General features: G+C 64.3%; 15 protein-coding genes. 10 read left to right on the top strand and 5 right to left on the bottom strand.

Annotated elements, in window-relative coordinates:
- Positions 1-8 precede the first annotated feature (8 nt).
- From BBA01S_RS26895 to BBA01S_RS26870, 6 genes are all read left to right on the top strand, one after another.
- Entirely contained in the window at positions 9-662 is a 654-nt protein-coding gene (locus BBA01S_RS26895; RefSeq protein WP_027819155.1) for an urea amidolyase associated protein UAAP2, read from the top strand.
- The gene (locus BBA01S_RS26890; protein WP_027819154.1) at positions 662-4,267 is read left to right on the top strand and encodes a 5-oxoprolinase/urea amidolyase family protein; all 3,606 of its coding nucleotides are present in this window, start codon (positions 662-664) and stop codon (positions 4,265-4,267) included. The genes BBA01S_RS26895 and BBA01S_RS26890 overlap by 1 nt, the downstream gene beginning before the upstream one ends.
- Positions 4,264-6,084 (top strand): allophanate hydrolase, encoded by a 1,821-nt coding sequence (gene atzF, locus BBA01S_RS26885; protein ID WP_156966096.1) that lies wholly within the window; start codon positions 4,264-4,266, stop codon positions 6,082-6,084. The genes BBA01S_RS26890 and atzF overlap by 4 nt, the downstream gene beginning before the upstream one ends.
- Before the next feature lie 65 nt (positions 6,085-6,149).
- Complete coding sequence (locus BBA01S_RS26880) at positions 6,150-7,181, top strand: ABC transporter substrate-binding protein (protein WP_027819152.1); 1,032 nt, start codon at positions 6,150-6,152, stop codon at positions 7,179-7,181.
- A gap of 37 nt (positions 7,182-7,218) precedes the next feature.
- Positions 7,219-8,190, top strand: a complete 972-nt coding sequence (locus tag BBA01S_RS26875; protein WP_027819151.1) for an ABC transporter permease — start codon at positions 7,219-7,221, stop codon at positions 8,188-8,190.
- Positions 8,191-8,243: 53 nt separating this feature from the next.
- Entirely contained in the window at positions 8,244-9,158 is a 915-nt protein-coding gene (locus BBA01S_RS26870; protein WP_027819150.1) for an ABC transporter ATP-binding protein, read from the top strand.
- A 27-nt stretch (positions 9,159-9,185) separates the two neighbouring features.
- Here BBA01S_RS26870 and pstS read toward each other — a convergent pair whose 3' ends face one another.
- Positions 9,186-10,223: a phosphate ABC transporter substrate-binding protein PstS gene (gene pstS, locus BBA01S_RS26865; protein WP_027819149.1), complete on the bottom strand. Its 1,038-nt coding sequence runs from the start codon at positions 10,221-10,223 to the stop codon at positions 9,186-9,188.
- 291 nt (positions 10,224-10,514) lie between these two features.
- The gene (locus tag BBA01S_RS26860; protein WP_027819148.1) at positions 10,515-11,390 is read right to left on the bottom strand and encodes a helix-turn-helix transcriptional regulator; all 876 of its coding nucleotides are present in this window, start codon (positions 11,388-11,390) and stop codon (positions 10,515-10,517) included.
- A 98-nt stretch (positions 11,391-11,488) separates the two neighbouring features.
- Between BBA01S_RS26860 and BBA01S_RS26855 the strand changes: the two genes are divergently transcribed.
- The gene (locus tag BBA01S_RS26855; RefSeq protein WP_027819147.1) at positions 11,489-12,382 is read left to right on the top strand and encodes an SDR family oxidoreductase; all 894 of its coding nucleotides are present in this window, start codon (positions 11,489-11,491) and stop codon (positions 12,380-12,382) included.
- Positions 12,383-12,431: 49 nt separating this feature from the next.
- Here the strand turns inward: BBA01S_RS26855 and BBA01S_RS26850 are convergent, their stop codons facing one another.
- Positions 12,432-13,376, bottom strand: coding sequence for a LysR family transcriptional regulator (locus BBA01S_RS26850; RefSeq protein WP_042297966.1), 945 nt, complete (start codon positions 13,374-13,376; stop codon positions 12,432-12,434).
- Between the two features lie 276 nt (positions 13,377-13,652).
- On the opposite strand from BBA01S_RS26850, the gene BBA01S_RS26845 reads away from it, so the two are divergent.
- Complete coding sequence (locus tag BBA01S_RS26845) at positions 13,653-14,762, top strand: alkene reductase (protein ID WP_027819145.1); 1,110 nt, start codon at positions 13,653-13,655, stop codon at positions 14,760-14,762.
- Between the two features lie 34 nt (positions 14,763-14,796).
- Here BBA01S_RS26845 and BBA01S_RS26840 read toward each other — a convergent pair whose 3' ends face one another.
- Positions 14,797-15,108, bottom strand: coding sequence for a DUF4148 domain-containing protein (locus BBA01S_RS26840; protein WP_027819144.1), 312 nt, complete (start codon positions 15,106-15,108; stop codon positions 14,797-14,799).
- Positions 15,109-15,294: 186 nt separating this feature from the next.
- Positions 15,295-16,860 (bottom strand): methyl-accepting chemotaxis protein, encoded by a 1,566-nt coding sequence (locus BBA01S_RS42950; RefSeq protein WP_084162571.1) that lies wholly within the window; start codon positions 16,858-16,860, stop codon positions 15,295-15,297.
- Between the two features lie 156 nt (positions 16,861-17,016).
- On the opposite strand from BBA01S_RS42950, the gene BBA01S_RS26830 reads away from it, so the two are divergent.
- Both BBA01S_RS26830 and BBA01S_RS42945 read left to right on the top strand, forming a co-directional pair.
- A complete protein-coding gene (locus BBA01S_RS26830; protein ID WP_027819143.1) occupies positions 17,017-17,682 on the top strand; it encodes a glutathione S-transferase family protein in 666 nt (221 codons plus the stop codon).
- Between the two features lie 92 nt (positions 17,683-17,774).
- Positions 17,775-18,251 (top strand): MarR family winged helix-turn-helix transcriptional regulator, encoded by a 477-nt coding sequence (locus tag BBA01S_RS42945; RefSeq protein ID WP_084162570.1) that lies wholly within the window; start codon positions 17,775-17,777, stop codon positions 18,249-18,251.
- The last annotated feature ends 1 nt before the right edge of the window (position 18,252 follow it).

Raw genomic sequence — 18,252 nt, 5'->3', positions numbered from 1 at the left:
GAGCCGCCATGCCGATCATCGAAAGCGCGCTCGACGAGCGCCACGCCCATTACGATTTCACGCTCCCCGCAGGCGAGCCGTGGCTGTATGACCTCAAGCGCGGCCAGACGCTGCGCATTGTCGATCTCGAAGGCAATCAGGCCGTCGATACGCTGTTTTATCGCAGCGAAGATCCTGTCGAGCGCTATAGCGCGCAGGACACCATTCGCGCACAACGCAACCTTTATCTGAGCGCGGGCAGTGTGCTGATGTCGAATCTCGGCAGGCCGCTGCTGACTATCGTCGCGGATACCTGCGGACGTCACGATACGCTTGGCGGCGCGTGCGCAGCGGAAAGCAATACGGTGCGTTATGCGCTCGACAAGCGCCATATGCACAGCTGCCGCGACAGTTACCTCAACGCGCTCGCACATTGCACCTGCGGCGCGGCGGCCTTGCTGGGCAAGCGCGATCTCGTCAGCAACATCAACTTCTTCATGAACGTGCCAGTTACGCCGCTGGGCAAGCTCACGTTCGAGGACGGCATTTCCGCGCCCGGAAAATACGTGGAAGTGCGCGCAGAAGAAGACGTGACCGTGCTGATCTCGAACTGCCCGCAACTCAACAATCCCTGCAACGGCTATAACCCCACGCCGGTGCGCCTGCTCGTGTGGGAGGCGTGATGGCGTTCGACAAGATCCTGATTGCCAATCGCGGCGAGATTGCGTGCCGCGTGATTCGCACGCTCAAGCGCCTGGGCATTGCGTCGGTGGCCGTGTATTCCGAGGCCGATCGCCACGCCATGCACGTGATGCTGGCGGACGAGGCCGTCTGTATCGGCCCCGCGCCCGTTGCGCAAAGCTATCTCAACGCGGCGGCCATTCTCGACGCGGCGCGCCAGACGGGGGCGCAAGCCGTGCATCCGGGATATGGATTTCTTTCGGAGAACGCAGCGTTTGCGCGGGCCTGCGAAGCGGCCGGCATTGCGTTCATCGGGCCGCGCGCCGACCAGATGACGGCGTTTGGCCTCAAGCACACGGCGCGCGAGATCGCCCAGGCGAATGGGGTGGCCCTGCTGCCGGGCACCGGCCTGCTGGCCGACGCGCAGGCCGCGCTCGAAGCGGCCGCGTTGCTGGGCTATCCGGTCATGCTCAAGAGCACGGCGGGCGGCGGGGGCATCGGCATGTCCTTGTGCCGCGATGCGGCTCAACTGGAAGCGGCCTTTGCATCGGTTGCCCGCCTTGGGCAAAGCAACTTCGCCAACGCGGGCGTGTACCTGGAGAAGTTCGTCGAGCACGCGCGCCATATCGAAGTGCAGATCTTCGGCGACGGCCAGGGCGAGGTGATCGCGCTGGGCGAGCGCGACTGCTCGGTGCAGCGGCGCAACCAGAAAGTGATCGAGGAAACGCCCGCGCCGGGACTGAGTGCGGCGGAGCGGCAGTCCTTGCATGAGACGGCGGTGCGTCTTGCGCGTGCGGTTCAATACGCCAACGCGGGCACGGTGGAGTTCGTGTTCGACGCGCGCGAGCGTGCATTCTATTTCCTCGAAGTGAATACGCGCCTGCAGGTCGAGCATGGCGTGACCGAGGAAGTCTATGGCGTGGATCTCGTCGAGTGGATGATCCGCCAGGCCGAAGGCACGCTGGCGCCGCTCTCCACGTTTGCTACGCGCGTGAGCACGCCGCACGGCGCGAGCGTCCAGGTGCGCGTCTACGCCGAAGACCCCAACCGCCAGTTCCAGCCGAGTTCGGGCGTGCTCACGCATGTCGGTTTTCCGGAAGACGTACGCGTGGATACATGGGTCGATGCAGGCGCGGAAGTCAGCGCGTTCTACGACCCGCTCGTGGCCAAGATCATCGCGACGGCCGACACGCGCGAAGCCGCGCTCGCGAAACTGTCGAGCGCACTGGAGCGCACGCAGCTTTACGGCATCGAGACCAATCTCGACTATCTGCGTGCCGTGGTGGGATCCGCGACGTTTGCCGCGGGCGAACAAACCACCGGTTTTCTGGGGCGGTTCCTGTTTGCGCCGCATACCGTCGATGTGCTCGATGGCGGCGTGCAGACCACCGTCCAGCAGACGCCGGGCCGTCTGGGCTATTGGGACGTGGGAGTGCCGCCTTCGGGGCCCATGGACGATCTATCGTTTAGTCTGGCTAACGAATTGCTCGGCAACGAAGCCAGCGCGGCGGGCCTGGAATTCACCATGGTCGGCGCGACGCTGCGCTTCAATTGCGAAACGCTGTTCGTGCTGGGCGGCGCGCCACTGGCCGCGACGCTGGACGGCCAACCTGTGCCGTTCTGGCAAGTCGTGCGCGCGGCGGCGGGCCATGTGCTCAAGCTTGGCGGCGTGACGGGGGCGGGCGTGCGCGCGTGCCTCGCGGTGAAGGGCGGCTTGCAGGTGCCCGATTATCTCGGCAGCAAGGCAACGTTTACGCTTGGCCAGTTTGGCGGCCACGCGGGACGAGCGCTGCGCAAAGGCGACGTGCTGCATCTGGCTCCCGGTGCAGGCAAGGGCGAATCGGGCGCAACGCTGCCGTTCGAACGCGTTCCGGCCCTGACGCATGAGTGGGAACTGGCCGTGCTCGACGGCCCGCATGGTGCGCCCGATTTCCTCACGCGCGAAGACGTCGCCATGCTGTACGAGGCGCGCTGGACGGTTCACTACAACTCCAGCCGCACGGGGGTGCGCCTGATCGGCCCGAAGCCGCAATGGGCGCGCGCGGACGGCGGCGAAGCGGGCCTGCATCCGTCGAATATTCACGACAATGCCTACGCGATTGGCGCGGTCGATTTCACGGGCGATATGCCGGTGATCCTCGGCCCGGATGGCCCGAGCCTGGGCGGCTTTGTCTGCCCGGTGACGGTGGTGGGCGAGCAACTGTGGAAGCTCGGCCAGTTGCGTCCAGGCGATACGGTGCGTTTCGTGCCTGCGCGCGCTCAGTCGTCGGGCGATGCGCACGAATGCGTGCTTTATCGAAGCGAGCCTGCGGACGAAGCTGAAGCAGTCGTTTTCCGGCGCTCCGGCGACCGCAATCTGCTGATCGAATATGGCCCGCCCGCGCTTGACCTCAAGCTGCGTTTTCGCGTGCATGCGCTGATGAAGTGGCTTGCCGAACATCGCCTGCCGGGCATTGTCGATCTCACGCCGGGGATCCGCTCGTTGCAGGTGCATTTCGATCCCGCCGTACTGCCGCTTGAAAGCCTGATCGATCACATCAAGAGCGCGCAGGCGCAGCTGCCCGCCGTCGATGCGATGCGCGTGCCCAATCGCATCGTGCATCTGCCGCTGTCGTGGGACGATCCGTCGACACGCATCGCCATCGAGCGCTACATGCAGAGCGTGCGTCCCGATGCGCCCTGGTGCCCGAGCAACATCGAATTCATTCGCCGCATCAACGGGCTCGACAGCATCGACGACGTGAAGCGCATCGTGTTCGACGCGCGCTATCTGGTGCTGGGGCTCGGCGACGTCTATCTGGGCGCGCCGGTGGCCACTCCCGTCGATCCGCGTCATCGGCTCGTCACCACGAAATACAACCCGGCGCGTACGTGGACGCCTGAAAACGCGGTCGGCATCGGCGGCGCGTATATGTGCGTGTACGGCATGGAAGGCCCCGGCGGCTATCAGTTCGTGGGTCGCACGGTGCAGATGTGGAACCGCTATCGCTCGACGGCGGAATTCGCGCCGGGCCAGCCGTGGCTGCTGCGCTTCTTCGATGAAATCCGCTTTTTCGAAGTGAGCGAAGCTGAACTGGCGGAATGGCGCAGCGAATTTATCGCGGGGCGGCGCGCATTGCGCATCGAGGAATCGGTATTCGATCTCGGCGAATACGAGCACTTCCTGAGCGAAGAATCCGCATCGATTGCCGCATTCAAACGCACGCAGCAGGCCTCGTTCGAAGCGGAGCGCGAACGCTGGCGCGAAGCGGGGCATGCGGAATATGTCGGCGAGCCAGGCGCCCAGGGCGCTGAGCAGGCGACCGCCCAGGACGCGCTGGACGACGATTGCCGTGCGATTGGCGCGGACGTATCGGGCAGCGTGTGGAAACTGCTGGTGGCCGCAGGCGAGCGTGTCGAGGAAGGCCAGGACGTTGCCATTCTCGAATCGATGAAGATGGAAGTGACCGTTTGCGCGCTCGCGGCGGGCGTGGTCGAGTCGCTCGCCTGCGCCGAAGGCGATGCGGTCACGGCAGGCCAGCGGCTCATGGTGATTCGCGTGGATGCCGATGTCCCTTCTCTAACCGCAACAGAGAACATCGGCGGCGAGGAGGCCGCATGCCAATGAATGCGCTCACAACGATATTCGACCAGCCGATGACGATTGCGGCGCTGCGCGCGCGCTATCTGGACGGCAGCCTCACGCCCGCGCAAGTCGTCGAGCAGATTGCCGCACGCACCGCCGGCGACGATGCGCACCCTGTCTGGATTCGTGCGCTCACGCGCGACGAAATGATGGCCTATGTCGATGCGCTGGCGGGACGCGATCCAGCGACGTTGCCACTCTACGGCATTCCGTTCGCGATCAAGGACAACATCGATCTCGCAGGCGTGCCGACTACGGCCGCGTGTCCTGAGTATGCGTACACCCCGCAGACAAGCGCGGCAGTCGTCGCGCGCCTGATCGCGGCGGGTGCGATTCCTGTGGGCAAGACCAATCTCGACCAGTTTGCAACCGGCTTGTCGGGCCAGCGCTCGCCGTTTGGCGCGTGTCGCAATGCGCTCGATCCGGACTACGCTTCGGGCGGTTCGAGTTCGGGGTCGGCCGTATCGGTCGCAATGGGGATCGCGGCCTTCGCATTGGGCACCGATACGGCGGGTTCCGGCCGCGTGCCTGCAGCATTTCATGGGCTCGTCGGGCTCAAGCCGACCAAGGGCGTGTTGAGTACGCAAGGCGTGGTGCCCGCATGCCGCTCGCTGGACTGCGTGTCGATCTTTGCGCACACAATCAATGATGCGCAAACGGTTTTTGAATCCGCATATGGCGTGACCGAAGGCGATCCGTACGCGCGTGAATGGGACGGTTTCGCGGCCGATGCTATCTCTCTGCGCGGTCTGCGTCTGGGCGTGCCACTCGCGGAGCAACGCGAGTTTTACGGCGACGAGTCGTACGCGCACGCATTCGATGCGGCGCTAGAACAACTGCGTGCCAAAGGCGCACAGATTGTCGAGGTCGATTTCGCACCGTTCCTGGACACGGCGCGCCTGCTCTACGAAGGCCCATTTGTGGCGGAGCGGCTGGCGGCAATTCGTCCGTTTTACGAAGCGCATCCGGAGGCCTTGCATCCGGTGACGCGCGCGATTATCGGCGGCGCAACGCGCTGGAGTGCCGCCGATACCTTCGCCGCGCTCGACAGGCTGGCCACGTTGCGTATGCAGGCCGATCGCGTCTGGCCGCATATTGATGCCTTGCTGACGCCCACATCGCCGACGACCTCGACCGTCGCGGAGCTGGAGGCCGATCCCATCGGCGTGAATGCGAAGTTCGGCTATTACACGAACTTCGTGAACCTGCTCGATCAGACCGCAATTGCGGTGCCTGCGGGAGTGTGCACAACCGGCAGGCACGCAGGCAAGCCCTTTGGCATCACCTTCGGTGCGCGCGCACACGAAGACGCGAAACTGCTGGCGATTGCACGCGCATGGCTGAACGAGAGCGAGCCCCTAAGCGCGATTCAACCGGATAACAACGTCCGTGTCGCCGTGGTTGGCGCCCATTTGAGCGGGGAGCCGCTTAACGGCCAGCTCACTTCGCGTGGCGCGCGCCTGGTCGAGACCACGCAAACGGCGTCCGCATATCGACTCTACGCATTGCCACAGGGCAACAAACCAGGCCTTCAACGCGTTGCCGAAGGCGGCGTCGCGGTCGAAGTCGAAGTCTGGGAAATGCCCGCCGCGCAATTCGGCTCCTTTGTTGCGCTGGTTCCCGCACCGCTTGGCATCGGCACGCTGATGCTCGCCGATGGCCGCACGGTGCAGGGATTCCTGTGCGAGAGCATCGCCTTGCACGGCGCGACCGATATCAGCGCTTTCGGCGGCTGGCGTGCCTGGTTGAACCACGATGCATCGACGCCCGCTGAATCGACAGAAAAGCAGGAATGCTGATGAAAGCGTCAATTTCAAATGCTTTAAAAACCACTGCCGTACCGTTCAATACCTGGAGATCAGCCATGAAAACCACGCACGTTACGTTTGAACAAGGCGCGGCCCCGGCGCGCCGCTGGGCCACCCGGCTTGCCGCGGGCGTCGCGCTCGCCGCCGGCCTTTTTGCCGCGGCCAGCCAGGCCGCGAGCGCCGCGCCGCTGCGTATCGGTTATAGCGACTGGCCGGGCTGGGTCGCGTGGCAGGTCGCCATTGACAAGGGCTGGTTCAAGGAAGCCGGTCTGGACGTGAAGTTCGACTGGTTCGATTACGCCGCTTCGATGGACGCATTCGCCGCGAACAAGCTCGATGCCGTGCTCGTGACAAACGGCGACGCGCTCACGATGGGCGCCAACGGCGCGAAAAACGTGATGGCGCTGATCACCGATTATTCGAACGGCAACGATATGGTGATTGCCAAGCCGCCTGCCCGGAAGATCCAGGACTTGAAGGGCAAGAAGATCGGCGTCGAGTTTGGCGTGGTCGATCATTTGCTGCTGCTCGACGCGTTGCAGCGCGCGGGCATGAAAGAGGGCGACGTCACGCTCGTGAATGCGAAGACGACGGAAACGCCGCAAGTGCTGGCGTCGTCCGACATCGCTGCGATTGCCGCGTGGCAGCCCAATGCGGGCGAGGCGCAGCGCGCGGTGCCGGGCGCGCGCCCGGTGTTTACCTCCGCCGACGAACCGGGCCTGATTTACGACGTGCTCGCCGTGAATCCCGTGAGCCTCGCGGCGCACAAGGCGGACTACGAAAAGCTCGCCAAGGTCTGGTATCGCGTCGTGCATTACATCGAAGACCCGGCCACGCAAGGCGATGCGGTGAAGATCATGTCGGCGCGTGTGGGCCTCACGCCCGCGCAATACCTGCCGCTGCTCAAGGGCACGAAGTTGCTCACGCTGCCCGAGGCGCAGCAGGCCTACGTGAAGGCGGACGGCTTCAAGTCGCTTTACGGTTCCAGCCATGCCGCCGACGTGTTCAACGTGAAGTACCAGGTCTACAAGACGTCGCAGGACGTGGGGACTTATGTCGACCCGTCGCTCACGAGCGCATTGAAGTAAACCGCACCGCCGTCTAGCAGCACAAGAGGAGAGCGCCATGGCCGAAATCAGCCAGACCGGTATGTTTGCAGTGCGCCGCGAGCTAACGCCACGCGGCAAATGGATGTTGGGACTCGGCTCGTTTCTGGTGCCGCTCCTCGTGTGGTGCGTGGTGAGCTATGTGCCGTTCGTGTGGCATCCGCAGATGTTGATCACGCAGCCCGGCAGCGTCGATTATTTCCAGCCGGGCATGCGTATCGACAAAGCGATATTCGCCGACGAGCTTGCGCATGCGCGCGAGACGCACGCGGCGCTGCCGGCGGGCGTCCCCGCCAATCCCGTGTACCTGCCCGCGCCGCACGAAGTCTTGCGCGCGTTCTACACGGCGTTCACCACGCCGCCTGCTTCCGCGGATGGCGTGTGGCTGCATCAAAGCCTCTGGCACAGCGTGCAGATCATTTTCTGGGGCTTTCTGGTGTCGTCGCTGATCGGCGTGCCGCTGGGCATCGTGTGCGGCACGTATAGCGCGCTGGCCCGCCTTCAGGAACCGTTCTTCGAGTTCTTCCGCTATCTGCCCGCGCCCGCTTTCGGCGCGCTGATGGTGGCCGTGCTCGGCATTTACGACGCGCCGAAGATCGCCATTATCGTGATCGGCACGTTGTTCCAGCAGGTGCTCATCATCGCGAACACCACGCGCAAGCTGGAGTTCGGCTTGCTTGAAGCGGCGATGACGCTGGGGACGACGCGCCTGAAGCTGCTCACGCACGTTGTCGTGCCGGGCATCCTGCCCGACCTCTATCGCGACCAGCGCATCTTGCTGGGCTGGGCGTGGACGTACCTGATCGTCGCCGAACTGGTGGGCACGAGTTCGGGCATCACCTGGTACATCACGCAGCAGGCGCGCTATCAGCACTTCGACAACGTCTATGCCGCGATCATGATGATCGGCATCATTGGCCTGGGCACCGATCTCGTGCTTGCGTACGTCGGACGCAAGCTGTTTCCGTGGGATCGCATCTTGAAGGCGTGAACGCGCTTCATGAGCCTCGCATGCATCACGCTTTCATTTAAAAGGACGCCACCATGTACAACCCGCAGCCCGTCCCCGACTATCTTCTGCAATCCAGCGAGGTACGCGAGCGTTTCGCAAAGCTCAAGGCGCGCGAGCCGATTCTCGAAGTGCGCAATCTCACCAGGCGCTTCGCCACGCCGCAAGGCGAGCATACGGCGCTTTCCGATATCAGCTTCACGACGCACCGGCGCGAATTCGTCTGCGTGATTGGGCCTTCGGGATGCGGCAAGTCCACCTTGATCCGCATTCTCGCGGGACTGGACGCACAGACGTCGGGCGAAGTGCGCGTCGACGGCAAGCCGGTGCGCGGGCCGGGCGTCGACCGCGGCATGGTGTTCCAGGGCTATACGCTGTTTCCGTGGCTCACGGTGAAGAAAAACGTGATGTTCGGACTGCGTATGAGTGGGCAGGGCGCGGCGCAGGCGGAACGCGAGGCGCTGCAATGGCTCGATCTCGTGGGGCTGGAGAAGTTCGCCAATGCGTATCCGCATCAGCTGTCGGGCGGCATGAAGCAGCGCGTGGCGATTGCGCGTGCGCTCGCCAACCGGCCCAGGATCCTGCTGATGGACGAGCCGTTTGGCGCGCTCGACGCGCAGACGCGCGCCAAAATGCAGCGTCATTTGCTCGATATCTGGCGCAACGTGGATATCACGATCTTCTTCATTACGCATGACCTTGACGAAGCGATCTTTCTGGCCGATCGCATTCTCGTGCTCAAGGCGAATCCGGGCGAGGTGCAGGAGCTGATCGAAGTCCCGGTGCCGAGACCTCGCAGCTATGCGCAATTCAATTCACCCGAGTTTCTCGCGACGCGCGCACGGCTCGATGCGCTCATTCATCCGCCCACGCAGGATGACGTGGAGGAAGACACGAGCGTGCAACCGTCCATGATCCGGCTCACCGATATTCACGATTCGGTCGAATGAAAGGACAAGGGCGTGCGGCGTCACGCGTCACTTGGCTGCGACCGATTTATGCATCGAATCGTTGTGCGCCATGTCGGGCCATTGAGCGCGGATTCGCGACACGACGGTTTCCGGCAGCGACACATAGTCGAGCGTCCGCAGCGCGGCGGCTCCGTGCGTGAATGCCCAGTCGAAGAATTTCAATGTTTCGTCGGCGCGACCGGAGCCGTCAGGCGCGGCGTGCAATAGCACATAGGTCGCGCCCACGACTGGCCATGCGTCGTGGTCGGGCTGGTTGGTGAGGATCGGCGCCAGCGAACTGGCCCAATTGGCGCTTGCAACGGCCGCGTTGAACGAGGGTGGGCCCGGCTGGACGATCGCGCCTGCAACATTGGTCATCGCCACATACGTCAGGTGATTTTGCTTCGTAAAATCCCACGCCACGTAACCAATCGCGCCAGGCAGATAGCCAACGTAGGTCGCGACGCCCTCGTTGCCTTTGCCGCCGATTCCCAACGGCCAATGGACGCTGGTGCCTTCGCCGACGCGCCGCTTCCATTCCGGGCTGACCTGGGCGAGATAATGCGTCCAGATCAAGGTCGTGCCCGAGCCGTCCTGACGGCGAACCACCGCAATGGGCGTATCGGGCATTTTGATCTGCGGATTCAACCGGACGATGGCCGGATCGTCCCAATACTGGATTTTGCCGAGGAATATATTGCCGAGCACTTCGCCCGTCAATATCAGCTGGCCAGCCTTGATTCCCGGCAGGTTGACGACGGGCACCACGCCGCCTATTGCAGTGGGAAACTGACGCAGGCCGTTGCGGCTGAGTTCGTCGTCAGTGAGCGGCGCATCTGAACCGGCGAAATCGACTTCGCGGGAAATGACTTGTTTTACGCCGTCGGACGATCCGGTGCCGTGATAGCTGACCTTGCCGCCGCCAGCCTGTCGATATTCGGCGGCCCATCGCGTATAGAGCGGGGCAGCGAGGGTGCTGCCGGCACCGGTCACGCCATCGGCTTGAGCCGTGAGCGCGCAAAAAACCAACATCAAGCCCAGAAACAAGGGGCAAACGGGTCTCATGGTTGTCTCCGGCTGGATCGCGCTGTGAAACGTCGCGGAGTTTGTTGTGCCGGGATGCGTCAGTCCCGGTTGGACAGGGTCGCGTGGCAGGTTGCTTCGATTGCTAACCTGCCTGCCTCAGTTTTTCCCGCTGGGCGATTGACCGCATTCTCATCATTACAGGTCGTTGACATAGCGGATTCAAATTGAATCAAGCTATCGTGGGCCTTCATCGTAATGTTTGGGAATTCCAGGCCGGAAATTGGTAATCCTGAATAAGCGGAGTAAATGGCTCGCCAGGAGCCATTCGATTTAGTCTGAGGAGAAGGCAGGATTTTCGGCGGGCAGCGTGTGATCGCCCAGCGTGGCATTTTCGGCTAGCGTCTTGATGCGTTGAGCCGTGTCGTCGTCTAGCGGCGTATAGACGATCATGCCCAGGTCTGGACGGCCATCGACGGCAAAGGCCGAATACTCCAGCTCGATTTGCCCGAGTTGCGGATGCAGCAGACGTTTGACGCCGCCATCGGCGTGATTGTGCAGGTCGTTCTCGCGCCACAATGCCTCGAATTGCGGACTCGCGGCGCACAGTTCATCGACGAGTTTGCCCGCCTCCGATACCAGGCCCGCACGCGCCACATCGGCCCTGAACGCGCCCACGACGAATCGCGCGACGCTGTCCCAGTCATGCTGCTTCGCGCGCACCGCTGCATTGCCGAATAGAAAACGCAGGATATTGCGCCCATCGGGCGGCAGCGCGCCGTAGTCGGTCAGCACGACGGCCGCGGCCCGGTTCCACGCAATCACGTCCCAGACCGGATTTTTGATGATGGCGGGGCTCGATTCCAGTGAATCGAGAAAACGTTGCAGGCGCGGGTGCACGTCGTTGACGGCGCGATAGCGGACTTCGGGCGGGCGGCCCAGACCGAGCATGAAAAGATGTTCGCGCTCGGTATGGGTGAGCATCAGCGCGCTCGCGATGCGTTCGAGCACGCTTGCCGAGGGCGCGCCGCCGCGCCCCTGTTCGAGCCATGTGTACCAGGTCGGGCTGATATTGGCGCGTTGCGCGACTTCTTCGCGGCGCAGGCCAGGCGTGCGTCGACGCCCGGAAAAACCAAAGCTGGCGGGGTCGAGGCGGGTGCGGCGGCTCTTCAGGAAGTCGCCGAGCGAGGCAGGCGTGGTGACTGACATGGCATTCCTGTTAGTCGTTTTACCATGATAACGTCACTACTTTAACGGAATAAAGATTCGGCAGATAGTGCGCCTGTCACGACCAGAAGGAGTTGAGCATGCGAATCTTTTTGACGGGTGCGACCGGTTTTATCGGCTCGGCCCTTGTTCCGGAACTGATCGAGGCGGGCCACGAAGTGACCGGCATGACGCGCTCGGATGCAGGCGCGCAGGCGCTGCGCACAGCGGGCGCGCAAGCGCATTTCGGCACGCTGGAGGATGTCGAGAGCCTCAAGCGCGGCGCGCAGCAGGCCGATGCCGTGATCCACGCGGCCTTCGATCACGACTTTTCGCGCTTCGTCGAGAACTGCGAAAAGGACAAGCGTGCGATCGCGGCGCTCGGCTCGGTGCTGGCGGGCTCGGATCGGCCCTTGCTGATTACCTCGGGCACGGGCGTGGGCAGCGGCGAACATGGCGAACTCGCGAGCGAGGACGTGTTCAATACGACCCATCCGAATCCACGCATCGGCTCGGAAATCGCGGGCAACGCGCTGCTCGACGCGGGCGTGAATGTCTCGGTGATGCGCCTGCCGCAAGTGCATAACCCCTTCAGGCAAGGGCTGATTTCGCCGCTGATCGCGATTGCGCGCGAGAAGGGCGCGGTCGCCTATGTCGGCGAGGGCCACAACCGCTGGCCTGCCGGACATCTGTCCGACGTCGTGCGGCTTTATCGGCTCGCCATCGAAAAGGCGGCGCCGGGCGCGCGCTATCACGCCGTGGGCGAAGAGGGCGTGAGCAGCCGCGAGATCGCGGAGTCGCTCGGGCGCGGTCTCAAGCTGCCCGTCGTGTCGATCGCGGCGGAGCAGGCGCAGGCACAGTTCGGCTGGATGGCGATGTTCGTCGGCATGGACATGCCCGCGTCGAGCGCGCTGACGCAAGCACGTCTTGGCTGGAAGCCGGTCGGGCCGTCGCTCATTGCCGACCTCGATCAGGCGCGCTATCTGGAGCTGTAGCGTGGAGCGGTAGCCCGGACGTCGCGCCGCCCGCCCGCGCGACGCCACGTTACGTCGCGCCGGGAAACAGGTGCCGGTGCAGGAAGTCCACGAACACACGCACCTTCGGCTGCGTCATGCGGCCCGACGGCCAGAGCGCGCTAAACGCAATCCGGTCGGCCGTGAAGTCGCGCAGCACGGCGACCAGCGAGCCGTCGGCAAGCTGCTTGCGCACGCTGAAGTCGGGCACGCTCGCGAGACCGAGTCCCGCTTCGGCCAGCGCGATGAGCGGCTCCACCGCGCTCGCGATGGCTGTCGAAGGCAGGTCGATATCGAACGATTCGCCGTCGCGCACGAAGCGCCAGCGCCGCAGCCGCCCGGAGCGTGAAAAGCGATGCTGAAGGCAGGCGTGTTCGCTCAGTGCTTCCGGCGTCGTCGGCGTGCCGCGTGCATCGAGATAGGCGGGCGCGCCGACGATCAAATGCGTGTAGTGGCCGAGCGTGCGCATCGTGAGCTGCGAATCGACAGCGTCGCCGGTGCGCAGCACGACGTCGAGACCCTCCTCGATCACGTCGACCATGCGGTCGCTGAAGTCGATATCGAGCTGCACCTCCGGATAGTCGCGCATGAACGCCGAGAGCACCGGCATCAGCAAGGTGCCGACGAGCGGAATGCTCACGCGCAGGCGGCCCATTGGCCTCGCGCGCGAGATTGCCAAATCGGATTCGGCTTCCTCGATTTCGCCGAGGATGCGCTGGCAGCGCGCGAGAAACAATTCGCCTTCGGGCGTGAGGCGCACGCTGCGTGTGCTGCGATGAAAAAGCCGCACGCCCAGGCGCGTTTCCAGCCGCGCGACCGCCTTGCCGATTGCCGACGCCGAGAGGCCGAGTTGCCGCCCGGCCTCGGCGAAGCTCAGCGTTTCCGCCACGCGCGTGAACACGACCATGCCGCTCATGTGATCGAGCGCGCCCGAGGTGCGGGCGCCGCTGCTGGTTACGCGTTCGGCACCGGTCATCGCGAGGTTTTCCCTTCGTGCGCGCGAGCGCGATTGCGCATTATCGGAACGGCTGGCCGCGCGGTAAATCCCCCGGTGCCGGCATGACTATTCGGTTCGCCGGAACAATCGCGCCAGCGTCACCGCTGGTGGTCACTGCGCGACTGCGGACACGCGTGTCCGGGCTGAGCCCACCGCCAGACGGTTTTTCCCGGACGGCTGCGCCTCTACATTTCGTCTCAAGCGTCGCCGGTTGTCGGCATGACGCAGCAGCTAAACGGAATTGTGGAGATCGAAATGTCCAGACTCTTTTCACCCGTCAAGGTCGGTTCGTATGAATTCGCGCATCGCGTCGTGCTCGCCCCGCTCACCCGCATGCGAGCCGAAGAGGGCGCGCGCCCCGGCCCGCTGATGGCCGAATATTACGCACAACGTACTTCGCGCGGCGCGTTGCTGATCGGCGAGGCGACCATCGCCGCGCCGGAAGGCAACGGGTATCTCGGCGCGCCGGGGCTTTACGACGACAGCCAGGTCGCCGGATGGAAAGCCGTCACCGATGCGGTGCACGCCAGGGGCGGCAAGATTTTTCTTCAGCTGTATCACGCGGGCCGGCAGTCGAACGCGCAGTTGCAGCCCGACGGCGGACGCCCGGTCGGGCCGTCCGAAGTGCCGCACGGCGGCGTCGCTTACACGGAGGCGGGCTGGGTGCCGAACACGCCCAATCGGGCGCTCGAAACGGCGGAAGTCGCGGCCATCGTCGAGCGCTTCCGGTCGGCGGCGCAGCGCGGCGTGGCGGCGGGCTTCGACGGCGTGGAACTGCATGCCGCCAATGGCTATCTGTTCGACCAGTTTCTTCAGAACGGCAGCAACCGGCGCACGGACGAATACGGCGGCTCGATCGAAAACCGCGCGCGTTTGCTGCTCGATACGACGCGTGCCGTGATTGATATCTGGGGGGCGGACAAGGTTGCGGTTCGGCTTGGGCCGAGCGGCTCCTGGGGCGATATGTCCGATAGCGATCCGCAGGCGCTCTTTGCGTACGTCGCGGCGCAGCTGAACGCGCTCGGCATTGCCTACCTGCACCTGATCGAGCCGCGCATCGCCGGCAATATCGAGGACGATGCGCGCGACCAGGCGCCGGTCGCGGCAAAGACGCTGCGCGCGGTCTTTCACGGGCCGATCGTCGTGGCAGGCGGCTTCGATGGTGCGAGCGCCGAAGCGATCGTGCAGTCAGGCGACGCCGATCTGGTCGCGTTCGGGCGGCACTTCATCGCGAATCCGGATCTGCCCGAGCGGCTGCGCAAGCATCTGCCGCTCAATCCGTACGACCGCGCAACCTTCTTCGGCGGCACCGCAGTGGGGTATACCGACTACCCGTTCTTCACTGAGGATGCCGTCGCGGTTTGAGTCATACGCGGTCTTTCAGCGCGAGGCCAAAGTCTTACTGGCCGAAGTAGACCGGCTTCATGCCGTCGTACGAGGGGCGCACGGCAACCGGCGCACCCGACGCGCTCGATCCATCCGACACGCCGCCGACGGCGGTGTTTTGCGCGGCAACCTTGGCTTCGGCGGCAAGGATGTCGTCGGGGTAGTGCGGGTCGTTGCCGCGTGCGGGGCTATAACCGGCCTTTTCGAGCTGAACCAGTTCGGCGCGCACCTGAGCGCGGGTCAGCGGGCCATTCGACTGGGCGAACGAGGCAACCGGAACAACGAGGGCAACAGCAACGGCGACGGCTTGAATCAGGGACTTCATGACAACCTCCAATGTGCTTTGGTATTCGGTGCGGCGGATTCGCCGCAACCGATGAGGCAAGTCTAGGAGTTTGAAGCCCTGGGGTTAACCATGATTTCGGGAAGTCATCCTTCCTCGTTCTGGAAGTATTGGTCGCGGTTGCTATGGCGCCGCCAGGACACCGATGCGCCACCGAAGCCAGGACGATCAGGCCCCCAGCCTGAAAATCGACACGGCGGCGCGCAGCGTCCCGGCCTGGTCGGCCATGGCCTGCGCCGCCGCCGTGGCCTGCTCGACGAGCGCGGCGTTCTGCTGCGTGACGTGATCCATCTGCGTTACGGCCACGTTCACCTGTTCGATGCCGGTGGTCTGCTCGACCGATGCGGATGCGATCTCGCCCATGATGTCCGTCACGCGCTGCACCGAGCGCACCACCTCGCTCATGGTCTGCCCCGCGTCATGCACGAGTTCCGAGCCCGCCCGCACATGCGACACCGAGGTCTCGATCAGCGCCTTGATCTCCCTGGCGGCGCTCGCGCTGCGTTGCGCGAGCGTGCGCACTTCGCCCGCGACCACCGCGAAGCCGCGCCCTTGCTCGCCCGCGCGCGCCGCTTCGACGGCGGCATTGAGCGCGAGGATATTGGTCTGGAAGGCAATGCCTTCGATCACCGCGATGATCTCCGCGACTTTCGATGAGCTCGACGAAATGTCCTGCATGGTGCCAACCACGCGATGCACGACATCGCCGCCTGCGCTGGCGGTCTGCGAAGCCGTGCCGGCCAGCGTGCTGCCCTGGCGTGCGTTGTCGGTGTTGGCCTTGACCGTGGCCGTCAGCTCTTCCATGCTCGCGGCGGTCTGTTCGAGCGAGGCGGCTTGTTCCTCGGTGCGTTGCGAAAGATCCAGATTGCCCTGCGCGATCTCTCCGGCCGCCACGGAAATCGATTCCGCCGATGCCTTGATGTCCCCCACGATGCGCGTCAGTCGCGCGCGCATCGTTTCGAGTGACGCCATCAGGCTGTGCCCGTCGCCATCGGCGAGCCGGATGGGGACGGCCAGGTTGCCCGCCGCGATCTGGCCGGCGATCTGCTGCGCATCGCTGGGTTCGCCGCCCAGCTGGCGCAGCACGCTGCGCGTGAGAAGCACGGCAGTGACGACGGCGACCATGATGGCTAGCGCCACCATCGAGCCGACCAGGATGCGGATATTGCGGTACGTTTGCTCCGCGTCCTGCTGCGATGCGGCGTTTTCCTGGTCCTCCTGATCGGCGAGCGCGACCGCTTTCGCAAGCCATGCGCGTTGCGGCGCGCGCGCTTCGTGCATGATGGTGCGCGTGGCGGCGGGAATGTCGCCGGCGACGGCCTGCTCGACGGCATGGTTCATCGGCGGGACGGCGGCAGCTTCGCTCTGGTCGACTTCGGCCAGCAGCCTGCGTTCGCTGTCGCTTGTGGTGACTTCATGCGCGAACATGTCGCGTAGCTGCCTGGCGGCATCGGCGTAAATCTGCTCCTGCTTGCGGATGCGATCGACTTCGGCGAGGAGTGCCTGGCGATCTTCCAGAAAGGCCAGGTTGCGCACGGCGATGGCGCGATCCTGGATCGACGACTTCAGCACGTTGGCAAGGCGGGATTCGGTGTTGTTGATGCGCGCGATCTCGTCCAGCTTGCCGTTCAACTGCGATAGACCGTAAAACGCCAGGCCGGCCATGGCGAAAAGCAACAAGGTCAGCAGGGAAAAGCCCGCAATCAGACGCGTCGATAGCTTCAGGTTCTTCATAGGCCTTCCACAGAAAGTGAGCGCCTTTGAGGCGAGGTCAGCAGGTCAGTCAGTCTGTGGTTACGGCATCGTCTGATGAATCTGAAGGGTGGTAGAAAGGTTTGGGGAGAGGTTGTTTGATCCAGGTCTGGTTGTGTCCACCACGGAAAATGCGCCATGAATTCAACATGCCTTCCGATTATTTCGGTCTTCGAACGGTCGCCCGATCGCGGCAGGGGACTGGCGCGCGACATGCGGGTTCGGTGGGCGCTCGAAGAGGTGGGACAACCGTACGAGGTTCGTCTGGTTTCGTTCGCGGCGATGAAGGCGCCCGCACATCGGGCGCGGCATCCGTTTGGGCAGATTCCGACTTATGAGGAGGGCGATCTTTGCCTCTTCGAGTCGGGGGCCATCGTGCTTCACATCGCTCAGCGTCATGCGGGGCTGCTGCCTGACAAGGCCAATGCCAGGGCCCGCGCGATCGCGTGGATGTTCGCCGCGCTCAACACTGTCGAGCCGCCGATTCTCGAATTGCAGACCCTCAAGTTCCAGGAGCGCGACAAGCCCTGGTACGAGGCGCGACTGCCCCTTGTCGAGGATCGCATCCGTGGCCGTCTGGGCGAGCTTGCCGAATGTCCGGATGCTGGCGGGTGGCTCGACGGCGGATTCAGCGCGGGCGACCTGATGATGGTGACGGTGCTGCTGAGGTTGCGGGCGTCGGGCCTGCTGGACGAATTTCCGGCGCTTGCCGCTTATGCCGCGCGCGGCGAGGCGCGGCCCGCGTACCGGCGTGCCTTCGACGCGCAACTGGCGCTGTTCAACAGCACGCAATCGACCGACTGAGACGGTCTTCGGGGGCGGCGGGTACGCCATCCTTACGCGTAGATATGAAGGTAAGCTTTGCAGTTTAGCTTCATATTATCTAGAATGCGCGCATGACCTCCCCAACGACCCCTGGCCAGTCCCGTCCTGGCGCCGAACCTGTTTCTGCGCAGGCCGATGCGCTCGCGGGCGACCTGCGCGCCCTGGTCGGCAAGCTCAAGCGGCGTCTGCGCGAGCAGTCGAGCGCCGGTGACTTCACGCCATCCCAACTGGCGCTCCTGCAACGCCTGGAGCGCGACGGCCCTGCCACGGTGTCGAGCCTCGCGCGCGCCGAAGGCATGCGCCCGCAGTCGATGGGCACGGTGGTCGCCGCGCTTGAAGCGGCCGGTTTGCTGACCGGCGCGCCGGATCCCGCTGATGGCCGCCAGACGCTCTGGTCGCTCACCGACGCCTTCGCAAGCCGCATGCGCGCCAGTCGCGCGTCGCGCCAGGACTGGCTCGCGCGCACGATCGACGCGCAGCTCTCCAACGCCGAGCAGACGGAACTGGCGCGCGCCGTCGCGCTGCTTCAGCGTCTCGTGCAGCCATAGC

Origin of the sequence: Paraburkholderia bannensis NBRC 103871 (assembly GCF_000685015.1) — a bacterium.
Lineage (GTDB): Bacteria > Pseudomonadota > Gammaproteobacteria > Burkholderiales > Burkholderiaceae > Paraburkholderia > Paraburkholderia bannensis.
Note: the sequence above shows the minus strand (reverse complement) of the source record. Positions and strands in the feature narration are given on the sequence as shown.

Excerpts from the sequence above, each read along its gene's own strand:
- BBA01S_RS26895 (WP_027819155.1), top strand. The coding sequence starts at position 9 with ATGCCGATCATCGAAAGCGCGCTCGACGAGCGCCACGCCCATTACGAT.
- BBA01S_RS26890 (WP_027819154.1), top strand. The coding sequence starts at position 662 with ATGGCGTTCGACAAGATCCTGATTGCCAATCGCGGCGAGATTGCGTGC.
- atzF (WP_156966096.1), top strand. The coding sequence starts at position 4,264 with ATGAATGCGCTCACAACGATATTCGACCAGCCGATGACGATTGCGGCG.
- BBA01S_RS26880 (WP_027819152.1), top strand. The coding sequence starts at position 6,150 with ATGAAAACCACGCACGTTACGTTTGAACAAGGCGCGGCCCCGGCGCGC.
- BBA01S_RS26875 (WP_027819151.1), top strand. The coding sequence starts at position 7,219 with ATGGCCGAAATCAGCCAGACCGGTATGTTTGCAGTGCGCCGCGAGCTA.
- BBA01S_RS26870 (WP_027819150.1), top strand. The coding sequence starts at position 8,244 with ATGTACAACCCGCAGCCCGTCCCCGACTATCTTCTGCAATCCAGCGAG.
- pstS (WP_027819149.1), bottom strand. The coding sequence starts at position 10,223 with ATGAGACCCGTTTGCCCCTTGTTTCTGGGCTTGATGTTGGTTTTTTGC.
- BBA01S_RS26860 (WP_027819148.1), bottom strand. The coding sequence starts at position 11,390 with ATGTCAGTCACCACGCCTGCCTCGCTCGGCGACTTCCTGAAGAGCCGC.
- BBA01S_RS26855 (WP_027819147.1), top strand. The coding sequence starts at position 11,489 with ATGCGAATCTTTTTGACGGGTGCGACCGGTTTTATCGGCTCGGCCCTT.
- BBA01S_RS26850 (WP_042297966.1), bottom strand. The coding sequence starts at position 13,376 with ATGACCGGTGCCGAACGCGTAACCAGCAGCGGCGCCCGCACCTCGGGC.
- BBA01S_RS26845 (WP_027819145.1), top strand. The coding sequence starts at position 13,653 with ATGTCCAGACTCTTTTCACCCGTCAAGGTCGGTTCGTATGAATTCGCG.
- BBA01S_RS26840 (WP_027819144.1), bottom strand. The coding sequence starts at position 15,108 with ATGAAGTCCCTGATTCAAGCCGTCGCCGTTGCTGTTGCCCTCGTTGTT.
- BBA01S_RS42950 (WP_084162571.1), bottom strand. The coding sequence starts at position 16,860 with ATGAAGAACCTGAAGCTATCGACGCGTCTGATTGCGGGCTTTTCCCTG.
- BBA01S_RS26830 (WP_027819143.1), top strand. The coding sequence starts at position 17,017 with ATGAATTCAACATGCCTTCCGATTATTTCGGTCTTCGAACGGTCGCCC.
- BBA01S_RS42945 (WP_084162570.1), top strand. The coding sequence starts at position 17,775 with ATGACCTCCCCAACGACCCCTGGCCAGTCCCGTCCTGGCGCCGAACCT.